Below are 15962 nucleotides of genomic sequence, written 5' to 3'. Positions count from 1 at the left end.
AGGCTCAGGCTGCCCCGACGCGGCCACGTGCATAGCCATGGGAGACCAGCCGCCCATGGTCAGCGATGTGGCGCTCCGCGGCATCGATGTCGGCAAGGGCGTCGGCGATCGCCTGCACCAGAGCCGTCCAGCCATCTCGATGCGCGGCTTGATAGTAGTGGAGCGCGATCGCCTCTGCCTCGGTGAGACGAAACTCCACAGGTGGCTCATGCGGGAGAGCGTGCATCGCGTTCCGATTCCCTGCTAGAACAGACTGAGAACAAAGCGCAGGGGTGATCGCGGTTCAACCGTCGGAGTGGCGGCGGCTCGGATAGCGGTGGATCGCTGTGGAGGGTTTCTGAAAAGGGCAACGGCAACGGAGCTTTACCGCAACCGAAGCCGCCGGGAGGAGACGACGACGATGGCGATGAAGACGGCATTCGTGGTGCAGCCCTTCGAGGTGCACCGGAAGCGGCTGCGGCCGGCCCGGCAGGAGCCCGCGCAGACCGAGAGCGGCGCGGTGAAGAAGGCCGAGAACATGGCCAAGCGGATGCCGGGCGCGGCGGCGCTGAAGGTGGTGGCCGACGACGAGACCGGCGAGTTGGAGGGCGTCACGATCCTCGGCCAATGGGGCGAGATCCCCGACGACTTCGCGGAGAGCCTGCAGGGCGGCTGACGGCCCGCGCAGCAGCTAGAATAGGCCGCCCGACGTCGGCGCGGTCAGCGACTTGCCGGCGCGGGTCACGAGCTTCGAGAAAGCCAGCGCGGCGGCCGACGCCTGCGCCTCGGACGGAAAGGTCCGGTCCGATTCCATCACCGTCAGATGCGCCGAGTCGAGCAGCACCCAGGTCCAGAGGTGGCGGCCGGTGGAGCGGATCTCGAAGTGCATGGCTGGCTCGGTATGTGAGTGGACATACCGGCATGATGCGCTGCGAAAAGGCCTGAGGCGTTAATGGCTTGGCCAGCGCAACATCCTGCGCCGGCTCACATCGGGCTTGCCCCCAACATCCTCGCAGATCACAGGCGCGATCAGCCGCGCCCCTTGGCCGCGTACTCCCAGACCGGCGGCCCCCAGGTCTGCCCAGGCTTCGTCCGGTAGCCGGAGAACCGGTCAAACACGATTCGGTCCGGCTCCACGCCGACGACCTTGCTGTCGTTGACCATCAGGGCACCGGCGTACTCGACGCGCAGGAAGCCGTGCTCCGGGTGAACGCCGAAGAGCTGCTCCGCGGTCCAGCCGAGCCGGTGCGCCTCGGCGCCGAACTCGTCGATGAAGGCCAGTGCGTTCGCACGCATGGGCGGCCACTTTGTCGGCAGGATACCGGCACGGCGAGGCGTGCTCGGACAGGCGCTCGAGTTGGTCGCGCCAGGAGGCGACTGCGGGCGGGAGGTCGGAGGCGGCGTCGCTAGCGGACATGCCCGCCGCGATATGGCCAAATAGTTTTCGGTCCGCTAAAACCTCAAGGTTTCCGCTTTGAGCGAAAACTATCCCTTGGTGCAAATTTCAAATCTTATCTCCCAACAATAGGATTTTCCGGATTTAAGTAATCCAAAATTCTATCCCAAAGAAAGACCTTGATGTTTGTGGATTTATAAAAATATTCCTCACGGAGTTTGAGGCTTCGCGTGGCCAGTCTGACAGAAGAATTTTCCGGATCGTCGCCCCTAAGGTAGCGATCCGATCGTCTACCAATAATAATTCCACCCGGCTTTACGTTTTTCGCATCCACAATGCCATGCTGCGCAAGGAATTCGGCATTTCCAGATGCCTCCGAAGTGTAATGTATTAACTGATTTTCTGCCTGCATAAGATCGTAAGTAGGCACGCATCTCCGGGAAGTTCCATCAAATTCCATCACATATAGCTGAGGGGCTTTTGCTTCGTAAAAAAATGCAAAGTTTTCTTCTTCTCGACGCTCAGTTAACAATTTTGCTACAATGAAAAAATCAGAGCGGCCGTACATGTTGAAATTTTCGAGAAAAATTCTCGAATTTGTAGATGATCCGGGTACAAGCAATTCTCTCGCGTGATGCAAATACCTTGCGCACTGAACTTCGGTTCGCTCTTGCGCCATAACGAGATCATGGAACGCTTGATACTCTTCAGGCTGCATTTTTAGCTAGGCTCTCAGCTTGAAATGCAACAATCTCGTCAATAGCATCGTCAATGTTGTCTTGAAAATAAAACTTTCCGAATTTGACAACAATTAGTGTTCCATCAATGCCATACGACGTGTCGGGGGTTTGGACACGTACATTGAAAAGTAAGGCGCCGGCATCTTCTTCAAGCCTAAAGATAACTCCGTTCCGCACATCAAGAGTCAAGTGGCCAATCGAAGTCTTTCTAACTCCCTCTTTTACATGAAACATTGGAAGATTTGAGGCTGGCTCAAGCAATCTAGGAAACAGTGAGCCAAAATTCCGATTGCGCTTTGTCGCATCGGCGATGCCTTTTTCGTCATCTATCAATAATATTGCGTAACCATCTCTTATCCAAAGCCTGCTTTTTATCCTTACCGCTTTTGTGAAACCTTTCCTGATAGCTCTATGAGATCGAAGAACTCGATTTTCTACTATGCTATAAACCCGCCGCTCGGCGGCGGCTAAGCCCGAAAGTTCAGCCAACATGGATCAGCCTGCGGGGTGACGCGCCTTGCTGACGCGGGAACGATCATAGCTGCCGTCGCAGAATGTGAGAAATCTGCAAGAGGCATCGATAGGAGCGACAAACGCAAAAATGGCGCCCCGGCCGAAGCCAGGGCGCCGAGACGAGATGAACGGCACTCAGTGCGCCGGTGTTGCAAAACTCAGCGCCGAGCAGGCCGGCGGGACGGCGAGGCCAACCAAGGGTCGCCGTCCCGCCGGTGCCAGTCGTAAGCGATCCGAAGGCGATTACCGCCCCCGCATACTTCTCCTCCGCATGCATTACGGACTTCTCGATCTAAAGCACGGCTAAGAACCGTCATATACACGTCCGCCACTACAAAATTGGACTGAGTCAAACAGCTATGTAATTGAAAATATTGAGCTATTACTCTCAGGAAAGCGCCGAGGGCCGCCGGCAAACCCGGTTTCGGACATGAACCCAGTAGGAGAGCAATTCCGCAAAGCCGCAGTGCACCAAGCGTTAAAATCCACCCTAAGCTTACAATGAAGGCCATCAGCTGCGACGTCCGCTCCGCAAAGGCACGGGTGGCGTCGCGCCCTCTCCGCCGACGCCACGAACAGCTCGCCCGGCGGCACGGCCAATTCCTCCGCCACCCGGTCGAGCAGGTACCACCGCCGGGTTCTTCGTATGCCGCTCCAGCCCGCCGAGATACGCCCGGTCCACGCCGGCGTCTGCGGCCAGACGTTTCCGGCTCACCCCCCTGCTTGTTGCCGAGGTCGCCTCCGGGGCGAGGACGCTGCAGGTCGCCCCCGAGCTGCGTCTCGTGGTGTTCGGCTTCGACGCCGACCAGCGCGGCGGCGCGCTCAAGCACATCACCAACGAGCTGCGCGGGCGGCACGGTCTGCGGGTCTATGTGGTCGGCCGCCCCAGCGGGCGTACGGTGACCGCGTTCCACCCCCCAGCCGACGCGGCCTTCCGCCGCCCGACCGACGCGGTTGCAGACCCGACGCCTGACACGACGTGACGAACCCTGCCCGGACGGGGTGCGACCGCCGGCCGCGGCGGGAATTTGCGTGCGGGGGTAAATTCTGGGGTTGGGCAACGGGAATCCCTCACCCTGGCTCTTTCGAGCCGCCGCGAGACCCCAACGTCATGCCCAGCCCGTCCCGACACACAACTCCGATCCGCCGCACGCCGCGCCACAACAGGCGAGTGCACCCCATCATGACGGCGCTGCGGCTCGGCGTGCTCATGGCGCTCGCGCTGGCCACGGCGTCCGCCCGGGCGGAGGCGCCATTCGAGGGGCGCTACCAGGGCCGCGGCGATGGCCGGCTCGACCTGCAAGTGTTCGAGTTCGGCGACGGCAGCGGCAGCCACTTCGTCGTCGCCGGCACCGCAATCCCGGAACAATGCACCGGCGAGCTGCGCGGGCTGGCCAAGGCCGCCGGCCCGGGGGCGCTCATGCTGACCCGCAAGGACAGCGGCTCGCACGAAATCTGCACGCTTACCCTGCGCTTCGGTCCAGACCGCAAGCGCGTGCGCATGGAGGAGCGGGGCTGCGGCGACTTCCACGGGACGTCCTGCGCCTTCGACGGTGCGCTCACCCGCCGCTGATCCCACGCCGCATCGGCAGGGCGACCCCGCGCGCCGAGACCGTCATCATCCTTCTGCCTCTTCTATTCCTCTCTCGACGGATCACCGCCATGATGCGCGCGACGCTGACGTTCGGCCTTCTGCTGCTGGCCGCTCACCCCGCCTGTCGGCTACGAGAGCCAATCCCAGTTCAGCCGGGAGTATCGCCGTCTGTTCGGCGCCCCTCCTCGGCGAGATGTCGAGCGCCTGCACAGCTCGACGAGCTTCGCGGGGGTTGTCTAAGAACCGACGGCTTCGAGAAAGAGATCGCGCCGGACGGCTGGTTTCGAGGCGTGACGGGGTGGCTTCTTCTATTGGCCCGAGGCCGACACTTGGCACCCACTCGCCAGGTCACCTGCCCCGTTGGCCGGGGATTTCGTCATCACGATGTGGGTGGCTCCGGGCACTGATCGACCACAGTCCTGGGCTCTTCGGAGTGGCTCCGCTCACTCGCCGGGCACCTCCTGCTTTCCTCCCGAGAGGGCGACCTTCGGGACGAGCAGCGACAGGACCAGGGTCAGCGCGGCAACGGCCAAGACGGCCCAGAACGTGGCGTGCAGGGCGTCCTGCAATCCCAGCCGGATCACGGCGACCCCGGTTCCGAGGCTGGCCGGGTCGTCCAGGAGGCGACGCAACTGGTCCCCGTCGATGGCTCGGCCGTTCGTCGGATGTAGCAGGTGATAGTTCAGCACCGCCCCCAGGGCCGTCGCGCCGAGGGTCGAGCCCAGGTTGCGTGCGAAGATGTTCGAGGCCGTGGCAGCTCCACGCTGCTCCCAGCCGACGCAGTCCTGGATGATGACGGTGCCTGCCGTCGACAGGAAGCCCATGCCCAGTCCGAGGATCACTGAACCGGCAGCAGCGACGAGGACCGATGTCATGGGACCGAGCGCCACGAAGGCGACGGCTCCGAGGGGCAGGAGCGCCGCCCCGACCAGCAGCGTGGGTCTCAAGCCGAAGCGAACGAAGTTACGCGCGGCCACCGTCGCGCCCACGGGCCAGCCCAGAACCATCAAGGTGAGGGTGAAGCCGGCGACGAGCGGCGAGCGCTGGAGCACGCCCTGGACGTACATCGGCAGGAACGCGGTGAGCCCGATGACGGCCATCCCGGAGAGCAGGGTTGCCGCGTTCGTCGTCGCAATCGGTCGCTTTGCCCAGAGTCGGAAATCGAGCATCGGATCGGCGGCGCGCTGCTCCTGGAGTACGAAGAGGACGCCGGCGATGACGAAGACCACGCCCGGCCAGAGGGCCGAGGAGACTGCGGTGCCGGCCTGGGTCAACGCCACCATCAGCGCCGCGATGGCGACCGTGAACAGCGCGGCCCCGAGCGCATCGACCTTCCGGGACCGAGGCATGACCTCCTCCCGCAGGAAGAGCAGGAACAGCGCGGCCGCCAGGAGGCCGACGGGCAGGTTGATCCAGAAGACCCAGGGCCAGCTCAGGTGCTGAATGATGAGGCCCCCGGCCAGCGGGCCGGCGACGGACGACACGCCCCAGACGCTTGCGAGATAGCCCTGGACGCGCCCGCGTTCCCGGGCCGGGTAGAGGTCGCCGATGACGGTCAGGCCGACCGGCTGGATCGCGCCGGCCCCGATGCCTTGCACGAGGCGGAACAAGATGAGCGACGGCATCGACCAGGCCAGTCCGCACAGGAGCGAGCCGAGCAGGAACACGGCGATGCCGATGAGCAGGACGGGCCGGCGCCCGTAGACGTCGGCCAGCTTTCCGAACACGACCGTCGCGGCGGTCTGGGTCAGCAGGAAGGCGCCGAACACCCAGGCATAGAAGTGGAGGTCGCCGAGCTGGCCTGCGATCTGCGGCATGGCCGTCGAGACGATGGTGGCCTCGATGGCGATCATGAACATCGCCGCCATCACCGCGGCGAGGATCAACGGGCGGCGTGGTGCAGTTCCGGTTGTCATGCCAGGCGGTGTGGTCTCGGACTTGGGTCCATTCGTGTTCGCAGGTCAGGCCCAACAACGCGCCGAGACGGCTTACTGGCCCGGAAAGGCATGTCCGGATGGGGCGGCGTCCGGTCCATCGGGCGCAGGCCGCGCGAGGGCCCGGAGGCGCGGTTCCCCGACTTGCGAGAGCATGTCACCGTGGACGGGCTTCCAGCCCAGCTCCGTCCGGGCGCGGGGGTCGAGCGAGCGGCTGCACGCGGAATAGATCATCGCGCCCAGCGGCCCGAACATCTCCTCCGCCTCGTCCATGGAAAGGCTGCGGGTCGGAACGCCGAGGTCTCGGGCCACCGCCTCCGCGATCCACCTCCAGGCGAACTCACCACCGGCCGCGTGATACAGGGCGCCGGACACGCCCCGCTCGATGACCAGCGCGTACAGCCGCGCAAGGTCGGCGTGGTGCACGCATGAATAGGCCGCCAGGCCCGAGCCGACGTAGCAGGCCGCCCCGGCGGTCGCGACGGTGCGGTAGACCCGGGCCACCTGTCCGTTGTCGCCTGGCCCCCAGATCGCCGGGGGTCGCACCACCATGGCGCGAACCCCTGTTTCCGCCGCTGCCCGAACGATGCGCTCGGTCCTTACGCGCTCGCTGAGGAAGGCAACAGGCTCGAACGCGTCATCCTCGGCCATCGCCTCGGAAGTCCATTCACCCGCGGTTCTCTTCATGAAGACGCCGCTCCCGGAAGTGAAGATCAGCGTCTTGCCCGTGCCAGCCAGCGCCTGGCACAACCGTTCCAGTACCTCGGGTTCGCGATCCAACTCGACCTGGGCGGCGTAGACCACCGCGTCGGCGTCGCTTGCTGCCACCAGCACGGGGGCCATGCCGTCATCGAGGCTGCCCGACACGGGCGTGATCCCGTCCGCTGCCAGCTTCGCGCCGGCCTCCTCCCTCCGCGCCAGGCCGGCAACCTCGTACCCTTCCTCGACGAAGTGACGCGCGAGTACGCCGCCGAGGTAGCCGGTGGCGCCGATGACAAAGATTTTTTTCGACATGGATGACGTCCCGGGAAGCCGAACTGAATCGGGTCTTGGGGGAAGGAGGGCTGGCTCGGCATTAGACCGAGGTTCGTGCCACCTCGCCGAGGAGGTCGACATGGCGCGGTTCCCATCCGAGTATCCGCCGCGCTTTCTCGCTCGACGACTGGCTGTTCGAGGACCAGTAGTCGGCCATGGGCGGGAAGCCGATGGCTTCAGCGAGCGCGGGCATTTCCAGGGCGACCGTCTTTCCACCCAGTCCCATGCCGTGGCTGAGGGCGACGGCGATGTCCTGCGTGCGAAGGCCGCCCTGCGCCCCGGCGTGGAAGAGTTGGCCACCGGGCGCCTTTTCGAGAGCCAGGACGAAGAGGTCGGCGAGATCCTCGACGTGGACGTAGGACCAGAGATTGTCGCCGGCCCCCTCCGCGTATGGGACGGCGCCCAGCTTCCGGGCGGCCGCCCTGATCATCCAGAACACCGCATGGCCGTCACCGCGCCCGTAGACGTTGGGCGGACGCAGCACGATGCCGCGTGTGCCGCCGGCGTTCAGGACGGCTCCCTCGATGTGGAGGCGCATCTGGAGCGCCTGGACGGCGGGAAGCCCAGACGGGGCGATGGAGGTGTCCTCGTCGTAGACGGTCTTCCCGGTATCACCCAACACCCCCGTGCCGCTGGTGTAGACGAGCGGTTTGCCGCTGCCTCGCAACCCCTCGATCAGGGCCTCGGCAACCTTGGCGTCGATGGCATTCGAGGCGGCGAAGTCGCCCGTGCTCATGTCGAAGGCATTGTGGATGACGCCGTCGGCTGCTTGTGCCGCGAGCGTGAGGGACCGTGCGTCCGAAAGGTCTCCGCGAAGAACCTCGATGCCTTGTTGATCCAGCCTTTGTGCGGAGGCATCGGAGCGGGCGAGTGCCACGATCCGGTGCCGGGCCTCCAACAGCTTCTCGACGATGACGCCGCCGATGTAGCCGCTCGCACCCGTCATGAATATTTTCATGATCTTTCCTCGCTTTAGTTGCATCTTTGAAGAATCTGTCGAAATCTGCCGCGACCATCTCTGGTTATCCAAGTACAAGTGGCCGAACGGCATCGAAGGTGAGTACGCCCTTCCCCCGCACATGCCTTTGCAGGATGGCCGCATAGGCTTTTGGGGCATCCTCGAAGGGGTAGGTCGCGCTGACCTCCCACCTCAGGTCGCCGGCGACGATGGCGGCCGCGACGCGTTCGACGCTCCTCGGGTCGCGCCTCCGCCAGGTCGGCATGCCCCGCGGCGAGGAGGGCTGCAGCGCGGTGATCGACCAGATGATCCCCTCGGGCCTCACGCGGGCGAGCGAAGCCTTGGTCCCTTCGTCAGTGCCGGCCATGTCGATGGATGCATCGAAGAGGCCGGAATGCGCCCGCTCCAGCCGTTCGACGAGGCCGGGTCCGTACACGACCGGGGTCGCGCCGAGGGAGCGGATGTAGTCCTGGTTGGCCTCGGAGCCGGTCGCCACGACGGCCCCCCCTTCCGTCGTGCGAGCTGGACCGTGACCGAGCCGACGCCGCCGGCCCCGCCATGGACTAGGAGCGTGCGGATGGGCCCGAGCTCCTCCAGGACAGTCACCGCGGTCTGGCTGGCGCCCGCCAGCGAACCAGCGACGGTCCAGGGCAGGGACGGCGGGCGCCTGACCAGGTTGGCGAGGGGCACGTCGATGACCGTGGCGTGCGTGAAGTCGCCGCCCGACCCCAGCACCTCGTCGCCGACCTCCATCCGCCGGCGGCCCCTTTCAATCCGACGATGGTCCCGGCGAACTCGGTCCCAAGGTACAAGGGAGGCGGGCCGAGCCGGATCTCGCCGGTCATCCGGCGGGCATCGACCGGGTTGATTCCGGCCGCGTTCACCGCGACGCGGGCGGTTCCGACCCCCAAGTCGGGCAGGTCCAACGCGACGTACTCCAGCACGTCGGGTTGCCCGCACCGTCGCGCGGTCAAGGCGATGGTCCGCATGGTGACGCGTCCTCGTGGAAGTGGGGTTGCGGGTCCGGCAGGCGCATGGTGGAACGGCACCGTGCGCCAGACCTCGGAAGGGTGTGGGCAGCCAGGGTGCGGCCATCCGCACCGCCGCTCGCGCGGCGGGTCGCCGGGGTGCCGGGCGGGGCGTCGATGCCGTTCCGTCCTCCCTGTTCAGGCCAGCTCGGAGAGGGAAGCCGGGCTGAAGCCCGTCATGCGTTCCCGGTCGCGCCTCTGGACCTTCAGGACCCAGCTTGGGTCGCTGAGCAGCGCCCGTCCGACCGCGATGAGGTCGAACTCGTCCCGCTCCATGCGCTCGATCAGCCGTTCCAGGCCCACGCTGGTGGAACTCTCGCCGCGGAAGGCGGACGAGGAATCGCTGGACAGGCCGACCGACCCGACGGCAATTGTCGCGGCGCCCGTCAGCTTCTTGGCCCAGCCGGCGAGGTTGAGGCCGTCCTCGCCGTCGACCTCCGGAAACTCAGGCTCCCAGTATCGGCGCTGGGAGCAGTGCAGGATGTCGACGCCTGCCTCCACCAGGGGCAGCAGCCATTCCGTTAGAAGCCTCGGCGTCTCGGCGAGCCGCACCGTGTAGTCCTGCTGCTTCCATTGGCTGACGCGCAGGATGAGCGGGAAGTCGGGGCCGATGGCCGCCCGCACGGCGGCGACGACCTCGCTTGCGAACCTGGCCCGCTCCTTCAGGGTCGCGCCGCCGTAGCGGTCGGTGCGCTGGTTCGTGCCCGACCAGAAGAACTGGTCGATGAGGTAGCCGTGTGCACCATGGACCTCGACAGCATCGAAGCCGAGACGCTTGGCCTCGGTCGCAGCCGTGGCGAAGGCCACGACCGTGTCGGCGATGGCCTCCTCGCTCATGGCTTCTCCCCGCGGCGTTTCCGGCCCCAGCAGGCCGGAGGGGCTCTCGACCGGCGCGTCCGGCTCCCATTGCGGGTGCTTGGTCGATCCGGTGTGCCAGAGCTGCGGCGCCATCCGGCCGCCGGCCGCGTGGACGGCCTCGATGACGCCCTTCCACCCGGCGAGGGCGGCCTCGCCGTAGAAGGACGGCACGTCGGGATGGTTGCGCGACACGGGACGGTCGACGACCGTGCCCTCGGACAGGATCAGGCCGACCTGTCCCTCGGCCCGGCGCTTGTAATAGGCCGCGTTCGCCTCGCGCGGGATGCCCCCCCGGGTCATCGGCGCCATCACGATGCGGTTCTTCAGGTCGAGCGTCTTGAGGCGAAAGGGGCGGAACAGCGGAGCATTGGGCGACATCGGAGCGCCCCCTCTCGCGATCAACGGAAGCCGCCGCTGGCCATCAGGCGCTCGCCGGTTATCCAGCGGGCATCGTCGGAGGCCAGGAAGACCGCGACGCCGGTGATGTCGTCCGGCTGGCCGATGCGTCCGAGCGGGGTCTGGGCGACTGCGTAGCGCTCGAAGTCCGAGCCAATCATCCCCATGGCGCGGGTGCCCTCGGTCTCGACGACACCGGGGAGAAGCGCGTTCACCCGGATCTTGCGGGCGCCCAGCTCTTTGGCGAGCACGCCCGTGATGGCCTCAAGAGCCCCCTTCGTGCCTGCGTAGACGGCGGACGTCGGCGGCAACAGGGTCGTCGCGTTCGACGAGATGTTGATGATGCTGCCGCCCTCGCCGAAGTGCTTGAGCGCGGCCTGGATGGTCAGAAGGGGACCGAGGACGTTCACGTCGAAGGTGCGGCGGTAGTATTCCTCGGTAACCTGCTCGATGGGTACCATGGCGTAGATGCCGGCGTTGTTCACCAGCACGTCCAATCGACCAAACTCCGCGACCGCGGCGTCGACCACGCCTTGCGCCTGTTCCGCCTTCGAGACGTCTCCGGCCACGGCGATGGCCTCGCCGCCGGCTTCCCTGATCGCGTGGACGACGGCGTCGGCACCTTCACGGCTGGACGCGTAGTTCACCACCACCTTGGCGCCCTCAGTGGCGAACGCCTTGGCGATGGCCGCGCCGATGCCCTTCGAAGCCCCCGTCACAACGGCGACCTTCCCAGCGAGCTGAGCCATCCTGCATCCTTTCGAACGGGGAGCGCCGCGTCCAGCTGCGGCTTAATTCCTTTATCCGGTTGTTCAGGTTTTCTGGATTATTGAACTCGTTGTCAAGGCCGTTTATGAAAACTCCATGCGCCAGCCTTCCCACCCCGCCATCGAGGACGTACGGCCCGACGCGATCCTGCACGCCCTCGGCGACGCGGAGCGCGCGGCGATCTTCGCGCAGATCGCGGGCGTGTGTTCTGGCGGGACCTGCACGGCACTGGCGAACACGGGCGAGCGCGTCGTCCCGCGGTCGTCCCTATCCCAGCACATTAAGGTGCTGCGCGAAGCGGGCCTCATCCGGAGCGAGCGTCATGGTGTCGAGATCCGCAATCGGTCGCGGACCCTTGAGCTGCAGGAGCCCCTCAGAGACCTCGTGAGGTCCATCATGGATGCGTATGCGTGGCATTACGGTCCACGAACTCGGACAGATCGGTAGGCTAGCTCCCGCCGGATTGTCGGTAGGGCTTATCTGAATGGTTTGGTGAGGCGGTTCTAAATTCTCCGATTCTGGGCGACGGACGTTATCCGCTTGGCTTGGGCCGACCGGATGCGGTCACGGTCGGGGGCATGGCTGCCTTGAATGGAAGCCTTGTGGGAGCCCCTTCAAAGCGCGCCCTCGGCGAGCAACTCGCGTGTGCGCCTCAGCATCGACAGACTCATAGCCGTGTTCAGCCGTGCGATACCCTTGCCGTCGTCGATAAATCCCGGATGGCGGACCCACGGCGCAGCTAAGGAGACGGCGCCGAAGGGCTCAGGCGGCCTATGCCACGTAGCGGACGACGCCGCCGTCGACACGCAGCGTAGCGCCGCTGGTCGCGGATGCCTGTTCCGAGCAGGCGTAGACGATCATGTTGGCGACCTCCTCGGTCGACGCGAACCGCCCGAGGAGGCTCGTCGGTCTCAGCGACGACAGGAACGCCTGCTCTGCCTCCTCCTGGGTGATGCCCTGGTCCCTAGCCTGCTGCGCCATGAAGTTGCCGAGGATCTCGGACCGTGTCGGGCCGGGCAGGACCGCGTTGACCGTGACGCCCGTGCCCGCGACCGCCTCGGCCAGGCCGCGCGACACGGCGAGCTGCGCGGTCTTGGTCATGCCGTAGTCGAGCATCTCCTTGGGGGTGTTGACCGCGGACTCGCTGCTGACGAACACGACCCGTCCCCAGCCCTTGCGGACCATCCCCGGCAGGTAGTGCCGGGTAGCGCGCACGCCGCTCATCACGTTGAGGTGGAACAGGCCCAGCCAGTCCGCATCTGGGATGGCGGCGATGTCGTCGATGCCCGTGTAGGGGCGGAGAAAGGCCGTGCCGACGTTGTTGACGAGGATGTCGACGTCGGGAGCCTGCGCGACGAGCGTCTCCACGCCCTCGGTCGTCGAGAGGTCGGCGGCGACGCCGGACACGTCGCTGCCGGGAACGGCGTCCCGGATCTGCCGCACCGCCTCGTCGACCCGCCCGCTGCCGCGACCGTTGACGACGACCGCCGCGCCGGCGCGCGCCAGCCCCTCGGCTGTCGCTCGGCCGATGCCGGCGGTGGACCCGGTCACGATGGCTTTCCTGCCGGTGAGATCGATATGCATGATGTCGGTTCCGTCTGGCATTCGCATGTTGGGAAGGAGCCGTACGCCTGCTCGGCGGGCCGCCAGTCGAGGGCTCGCGAACCCCACGAGATCCTGGCGAACGACCGACGCCGGGCCGATGCCTCGTCGAAGCTCGTCCGACGTAAGCTTGGCCGCCCGCCATGCCGCCAGGGTGAGGCCGCCACGAACCCCCGCCAGCGCGCACCGCTCCGGTTGGCGCGCTGGCAGGGCACGAAGGCCTGATATCAGAGCGTCACGCCGACGCTCGACAGGAAGGTGTCCATCCGGTTGTCGACTTCGGCCTTCGTTTCCGCCCACGCCGGGAACGACCGGAGCAGGTTGTCGTGCCAGGCGACGAGGTTCGGGAACTCCCCGAGCGGGAACCTTGCGCGTCCGACCTGGGAGAAAGGAGCCGCGACATCGAGGTCGGCCAGGGTCAGGGCATTGCCGACCATGAACTCGCGGCCTTCGAGGTGCTTGTCGAGCACCTTCGCCGCGGCGCGGATCTTGCCCTCGGCGAAGGCGATGAGGTTCTCGTCCTTCGGGAGGTTCATGACGGTTTTCCCGACCCGCTCGTCGAAGATCGTGACGGTGAAGGTACGCCACTGCTCGCCCGACCAGAACATCCACTGGAGGACCCGGGAGCGATCCTGTTCCGTGGTCCCGAGCAGCGGGGAGTTCATCTTGTTGGCAAGGTACAGATTGATCGCCGCGGCCTCGTAGAGGATGAAATCCCCGTCCACCAGGACCGGCGTCAGGCCGTGTGGGTTGAGGCGCGACTTGAACTCTTCGGTCTGGCTCTCCCCCTTGAACAGGTCGACGTTCACGCGCTCCAGATCGATGCCCATGATCTTTGCGGCGGTGGTCACCCGGCGCAGGCTGCCCGAGCCGGGGTCGCCGTAAATCTTCATCGTCATGACTTTTCCTTCCGTCCCGGGCCCGTCGTGACCCGTTAATGACGGATGTTGCGCATTCATCTTGAGAATGACATTGACGGAAAAGCCATACTAACTATTCTGAAATGGAATGGAGATGGGGATCGCGCGGGGGCCCGCTCGGGCTTATTCAGCTAACTCGACGGAGACGCGGTCGGGGTAGAAGGCCAGGTGTCCGTCGATGTCGCCCACCGCCTCGAAGGGTGCCTCGTAGGTCCAGACGGCGTTCACCCCCTCGTCCCCGAGAACCGGAATGCTGTAGTAGTTCGCCTCGCCCTTGTACGGGCAGTAGGTCGTGTGCTGGGATCTAACCAACCGGGACATGTCGACGTCGCCGCGAGGAATGTATTGAACAGGCGGATACGACGCCTCCGTAAGGGTCAGCGCATTCCGTGTCTGCGCAATGGGAAGTAGGTCCCTTTTGACAATGACCATTGCCGAGCATTTGCTGACGGCAATGGGATGGCTTGCATCGGGCGTCAGGATTTTGCGATTGCTCATGGGATCTCCTTTTGAGCATTCTTTGGGTTCACCGAACAACCTTGCAAGGCCGTCGGCAACTATAGCTTCTATTCTCTCCCGGAATGTGAACGATGGATAAGCTGGATGCGATGCGAACTTTCGTGCGCGTCGTCGAGAGCGGAAGTTTCTCGCAGGCGGCGCGGGATCTGAACGTCAGCCAGCCGACGGTCAGCAAGCAACTCGCCGCGCTTGAGGCACGCCTGGGGACGCAGCTCCTGGCGAGGAACTCCCGTACCCTCGCCGTGACGCCTGCGGGGCAGGACTACTACGAAGACACCCTGCGCATCCTGCAGGATCTCGACTTTGCCGAGGAGAGGGTCGCTGCGGGACAATCGGCCCCCTCGGGGCTGGTCCGCGTCACCCTCTCGCCCGCATTCGGGAGGATGCTCGTCATCCCCCGGCTGGCGGCGTTCAGGGAAGCATTCCCCGACGTGTCGGTCGAGATGGAGGTCTCCGGGAGGCACGTCGACCTCATCGAGGAGGGAATGGACGTCGCGATCCGCATCGGCCGGCTCTCGGATTCCGCACTCGTGGCCCGCCGCATCGGCGACATGCGGATGATCACCCTGGCCTCCGCCGGCTACCTTTCCCGGCACGGCACGCCGAAGACCCTGGACGAACTCAGCCACCACCAACGCATCGGCTATGTCTACCAGGGTAACATCGTCGGGTGGGGCTTCGACGTGGACGGCCGGCAGGTGACTGTCGACGGCGGGGGAGCGTTCCGCACGAACGACGCCGAGCATGTCCGCGGCGCGGTCCTCGCGGGCCTCGGTATCGCCCATCACGCGAGCTGGCTGTTCACCGACGTCCTGGCCTCCGGCGAGGTCGTCCGGGTCCTGGAGGAGTATGCGCCGCCGACCTTCCCGATCAACGCGGTCACCGCCGCCGGACGGCGCATGCCCTCCCGTGTGCGACACTTCATCGAGTTCCTAGCGGCGATCTGCGCCGAGGAGCCGGAATTGAGGGTGGGCTAGGGCCAAGCTGATCCTCGCATGGAACACCGTTCCAAGCATCGCCGGCGGCGAACACGTGCAATGCCGTACGAGAGCCATCTGGTCTTGACGATGGGTCAGGGCTTGGAATGCGCCTACCAACGATGCGTTGTTTCTCGCAGGTAAGAGATCTCGGCGGGCGTCGATGGCCGCGCCAGAGCCGCGTTGCGCGACGGGAACCGCCCGTAGAGCCGCACCACCTCGGCATGCTCGCGCGCGGCCCTCAGTGCCTCGGGGTCGCCGAGGGCTTCGTACCTGGCGACCGAAAGCGCCTGCATCTCGCTGTCCTCGGCGTGGGCCAGGGGCAGGTAGAGAAACCGCAGCTGCTCATGGGCGTATCGGTCTTCCCACCCGCGGTCGAACGCTTGCAGCGTGAGCGAGCGGGCCAGGGGGTCGGCAGCGAAGGCTCTCCCGCTACCTCGGAAGATGTTGCGGGAGAACTGGTCGAGCAGGATGATTGCTGCCAGCAGCCTGTCAGGGCTGTCCCGCCATCCATCGGCATCGCTTGCCAGCACCGCCTCGCGTAGCGCTCCGAAACGCTCCTCGATGACCCTGTCCAGCACCGGGTCCTTCGCGAAGCGCTTGTCCGGCGGCACCTCACCGAACCAGAAGCCGAGCACGGCCGCGGCATCCTCGACGACTGCCATTGTCAGGCTCTCCAGCGTGGATGGGATCGCCGGCAAGCGGCATCCGCAAGACTGCCGACAGATAGGAGATTGGGTTGGGT

At 65.5% G+C, this 15962-nt stretch carries 20 protein-coding genes and 1 pseudogene; 6 read left to right on the top strand and 15 right to left on the bottom strand.

Annotated elements, in window-relative coordinates:
• Positions 1 to 4: 4 nt before the first annotated feature.
• Positions 5 to 199 (bottom strand): hypothetical protein, encoded by a 195-nt coding sequence (locus AKJ13_RS00835; RefSeq protein WP_244471470.1) that lies wholly within the window; start codon positions 197 to 199, stop codon positions 5 to 7.
• A 201-nt stretch (positions 200 to 400) separates the two neighbouring features.
• Between AKJ13_RS00835 and AKJ13_RS00830 the strand changes: the two genes are divergently transcribed.
• Complete coding sequence (locus AKJ13_RS00830; RefSeq protein WP_050731695.1) at positions 401 to 655, top strand: hypothetical protein; 255 nt, start codon at positions 401 to 403, stop codon at positions 653 to 655.
• Positions 656 to 670: 15 nt separating this feature from the next.
• Here the strand turns inward: AKJ13_RS00830 and AKJ13_RS00825 are convergent, their stop codons facing one another.
• The 4 genes from AKJ13_RS00825 to AKJ13_RS31190 form a co-directional block, all read right to left on the bottom strand.
• Complete coding sequence (locus AKJ13_RS00825) at positions 671 to 868, bottom strand: hypothetical protein (RefSeq protein WP_050731694.1); 198 nt, start codon at positions 866 to 868, stop codon at positions 671 to 673.
• A 140-nt stretch (positions 869 to 1008) separates the two neighbouring features.
• Positions 1009 to 1275 carry a hypothetical protein gene (locus AKJ13_RS00820; protein WP_244471469.1) on the bottom strand — a complete coding sequence of 89 codons (267 nt, stop codon included), beginning with the start codon at positions 1273 to 1275 and terminating at the stop codon, positions 1009 to 1011.
• 215 nt (positions 1276 to 1490) lie between these two features.
• Entirely contained in the window at positions 1491 to 2093 is a 603-nt protein-coding gene (locus AKJ13_RS31195; protein ID WP_144426148.1) for a hypothetical protein, read from the bottom strand.
• Positions 2083 to 2607, bottom strand: coding sequence for a hypothetical protein (locus AKJ13_RS31190; RefSeq protein ID WP_144426147.1), 525 nt, complete (start codon positions 2605 to 2607; stop codon positions 2083 to 2085). The genes AKJ13_RS31195 and AKJ13_RS31190 overlap by 11 nt, the downstream gene beginning before the upstream one ends.
• Positions 2608 to 3410: 803 nt before the next feature.
• Here AKJ13_RS31190 and AKJ13_RS00815 point away from each other — a divergent pair.
• The 3 genes and pseudogenes from AKJ13_RS00815 to AKJ13_RS31185 form a co-directional block, all read left to right on the top strand.
• A complete protein-coding gene (locus AKJ13_RS00815) occupies positions 3411 to 3611 on the top strand; it encodes a hypothetical protein (RefSeq protein ID WP_050731693.1) in 201 nt (66 codons plus the stop codon).
• 200 nt (positions 3612 to 3811) lie between these two features.
• Positions 3812 to 4201 (top strand): hypothetical protein, encoded by a 390-nt coding sequence (locus tag AKJ13_RS00810; protein ID WP_144426145.1) that lies wholly within the window; start codon positions 3812 to 3814, stop codon positions 4199 to 4201.
• A 144-nt stretch (positions 4202 to 4345) separates the two neighbouring features.
• Positions 4346 to 4462, top strand: a pseudogene (locus tag AKJ13_RS31185) (AraC family transcriptional regulator CmrA); the annotation flags it as partial.
• Between the two features lie 203 nt (positions 4463 to 4665).
• Here AKJ13_RS31185 and AKJ13_RS00805 read toward each other — a convergent pair.
• The 6 genes from AKJ13_RS00805 to AKJ13_RS00780 all read right to left on the bottom strand — a co-directional run bounded on the left by AKJ13_RS00805 (position 4666) and on the right by AKJ13_RS00780 (position 11180).
• The gene (locus tag AKJ13_RS00805; protein ID WP_050731691.1) at positions 4666 to 6138 is read right to left on the bottom strand and encodes an MDR family MFS transporter; all 1473 of its coding nucleotides are present in this window, start codon (positions 6136 to 6138) and stop codon (positions 4666 to 4668) included.
• Between the two features lie 72 nt (positions 6139 to 6210).
• Positions 6211 to 7170 carry an NAD-dependent epimerase/dehydratase family protein gene (locus AKJ13_RS00800; RefSeq protein ID WP_050731690.1) on the bottom strand — a complete coding sequence of 320 codons (960 nt, stop codon included), beginning with the start codon at positions 7168 to 7170 and terminating at the stop codon, positions 6211 to 6213.
• A 61-nt stretch (positions 7171 to 7231) separates the two neighbouring features.
• Entirely contained in the window at positions 7232 to 8137 is a 906-nt protein-coding gene (locus AKJ13_RS00795; RefSeq protein WP_050731689.1) for an NAD-dependent epimerase/dehydratase family protein, read from the bottom strand.
• Positions 8138 to 8213: 76 nt separating this feature from the next.
• Positions 8214 to 8645: a zinc-binding dehydrogenase gene (locus AKJ13_RS00790; protein WP_050731688.1), complete on the bottom strand. Its 432-nt coding sequence runs from the start codon at positions 8643 to 8645 to the stop codon at positions 8214 to 8216.
• Positions 8646 to 9315: 670 nt separating this feature from the next.
• Positions 9316 to 10413, bottom strand: a complete 1098-nt coding sequence (locus AKJ13_RS00785; protein WP_050731687.1) for an NADH:flavin oxidoreductase — start codon at positions 10411 to 10413, stop codon at positions 9316 to 9318.
• 20 nt (positions 10414 to 10433) lie between these two features.
• Positions 10434 to 11180, bottom strand: a complete 747-nt coding sequence (locus AKJ13_RS00780; protein WP_050731686.1) for a glucose 1-dehydrogenase — start codon at positions 11178 to 11180, stop codon at positions 10434 to 10436.
• 115 nt (positions 11181 to 11295) lie between these two features.
• On the opposite strand from AKJ13_RS00780, the gene AKJ13_RS00775 reads away from it, so the two are divergent.
• Positions 11296 to 11646, top strand: coding sequence for a helix-turn-helix domain-containing protein (locus AKJ13_RS00775; protein ID WP_050731685.1), 351 nt, complete (start codon positions 11296 to 11298; stop codon positions 11644 to 11646).
• Positions 11647 to 11970: 324 nt separating this feature from the next.
• On the opposite strand, the gene AKJ13_RS00770 is transcribed toward AKJ13_RS00775, so the two are convergent.
• The 3 genes from AKJ13_RS00770 to AKJ13_RS00760 all read right to left on the bottom strand — a co-directional run bounded on the left by AKJ13_RS00770 (position 11971) and on the right by AKJ13_RS00760 (position 14219).
• Positions 11971 to 12783, bottom strand: a complete 813-nt coding sequence (locus tag AKJ13_RS00770; RefSeq protein ID WP_050731684.1) for an SDR family NAD(P)-dependent oxidoreductase — start codon at positions 12781 to 12783, stop codon at positions 11971 to 11973.
• Positions 12784 to 13028: 245 nt separating this feature from the next.
• The gene (locus AKJ13_RS00765) at positions 13029 to 13700 is read right to left on the bottom strand and encodes a glutathione S-transferase family protein (protein ID WP_050731683.1); all 672 of its coding nucleotides are present in this window, start codon (positions 13698 to 13700) and stop codon (positions 13029 to 13031) included.
• Positions 13701 to 13844: 144 nt separating this feature from the next.
• Positions 13845 to 14219, bottom strand: coding sequence for a DUF427 domain-containing protein (locus AKJ13_RS00760; protein WP_050731682.1), 375 nt, complete (start codon positions 14217 to 14219; stop codon positions 13845 to 13847).
• 92 nt (positions 14220 to 14311) lie between these two features.
• On the opposite strand from AKJ13_RS00760, the gene AKJ13_RS00755 reads away from it, so the two are divergent.
• A complete protein-coding gene (locus tag AKJ13_RS00755; RefSeq protein WP_050731681.1) occupies positions 14312 to 15217 on the top strand; it encodes a LysR family transcriptional regulator in 906 nt (301 codons plus the stop codon).
• A gap of 113 nt (positions 15218 to 15330) precedes the next feature.
• Here the strand turns inward: AKJ13_RS00755 and AKJ13_RS00750 are convergent, their stop codons facing one another.
• Positions 15331 to 15882: a DUF924 family protein gene (locus AKJ13_RS00750; protein ID WP_050731843.1), complete on the bottom strand. Its 552-nt coding sequence runs from the start codon at positions 15880 to 15882 to the stop codon at positions 15331 to 15333.
• Between the last annotated feature and the right edge of the window lie 80 nt (positions 15883 to 15962).

The organism is Methylobacterium sp. ARG-1 (assembly GCF_001262595.1).
In the GTDB taxonomy this organism is placed as follows: Bacteria; Pseudomonadota; Alphaproteobacteria; order Rhizobiales; family Beijerinckiaceae; genus Methylobacterium; species Methylobacterium brachiatum.
This window is presented reverse-complemented; position numbering and strand designations above follow the sequence as displayed.

Coding starts and splice junctions, on each gene's coding strand:
- AKJ13_RS00820 (WP_244471469.1), bottom strand. CDS start 1,275: ATGCGTGCGAACGCACTGGCCTTCATCGACGAGTTCGGCGCCGAGGCG.
- AKJ13_RS00800 (WP_050731690.1), bottom strand. CDS start 7,170: ATGTCGAAAAAAATCTTTGTCATCGGCGCCACCGGCTACCTCGGCGGC.
- AKJ13_RS00810 (WP_144426145.1), top strand. CDS start 3,812: ATGACGGCGCTGCGGCTCGGCGTGCTCATGGCGCTCGCGCTGGCCACG.
- AKJ13_RS00765 (WP_050731683.1), bottom strand. CDS start 13,700: ATGACGATGAAGATTTACGGCGACCCCGGCTCGGGCAGCCTGCGCCGG.
- AKJ13_RS00830 (WP_050731695.1), top strand. CDS start 401: ATGGCGATGAAGACGGCATTCGTGGTGCAGCCCTTCGAGGTGCACCGG.
- AKJ13_RS00760 (WP_050731682.1), bottom strand. CDS start 14,219: ATGAGCAATCGCAAAATCCTGACGCCCGATGCAAGCCATCCCATTGCC.
- AKJ13_RS00785 (WP_050731687.1), bottom strand. CDS start 10,413: ATGTCGCCCAATGCTCCGCTGTTCCGCCCCTTTCGCCTCAAGACGCTC.
- AKJ13_RS00780 (WP_050731686.1), bottom strand. CDS start 11,180: ATGGCTCAGCTCGCTGGGAAGGTCGCCGTTGTGACGGGGGCTTCGAAG.
- AKJ13_RS00750 (WP_050731843.1), bottom strand. CDS start 15,882: ATGGCAGTCGTCGAGGATGCCGCGGCCGTGCTCGGCTTCTGGTTCGGT.
- AKJ13_RS00825 (WP_050731694.1), bottom strand. CDS start 868: ATGCACTTCGAGATCCGCTCCACCGGCCGCCACCTCTGGACCTGGGTG.
- AKJ13_RS31190 (WP_144426147.1), bottom strand. CDS start 2,607: ATGTTGGCTGAACTTTCGGGCTTAGCCGCCGCCGAGCGGCGGGTTTAT.
- AKJ13_RS00755 (WP_050731681.1), top strand. CDS start 14,312: ATGGATAAGCTGGATGCGATGCGAACTTTCGTGCGCGTCGTCGAGAGC.
- AKJ13_RS00770 (WP_050731684.1), bottom strand. CDS start 12,783: ATGCATATCGATCTCACCGGCAGGAAAGCCATCGTGACCGGGTCCACC.
- AKJ13_RS00795 (WP_050731689.1), bottom strand. CDS start 8,137: ATGACGGGTGCGAGCGGCTACATCGGCGGCGTCATCGTCGAGAAGCTG.
- AKJ13_RS31195 (WP_144426148.1), bottom strand. CDS start 2,093: ATGCAGCCTGAAGAGTATCAAGCGTTCCATGATCTCGTTATGGCGCAA.
- AKJ13_RS00775 (WP_050731685.1), top strand. CDS start 11,296: ATGCGCCAGCCTTCCCACCCCGCCATCGAGGACGTACGGCCCGACGCG.
- AKJ13_RS00805 (WP_050731691.1), bottom strand. CDS start 6,138: ATGACAACCGGAACTGCACCACGCCGCCCGTTGATCCTCGCCGCGGTG.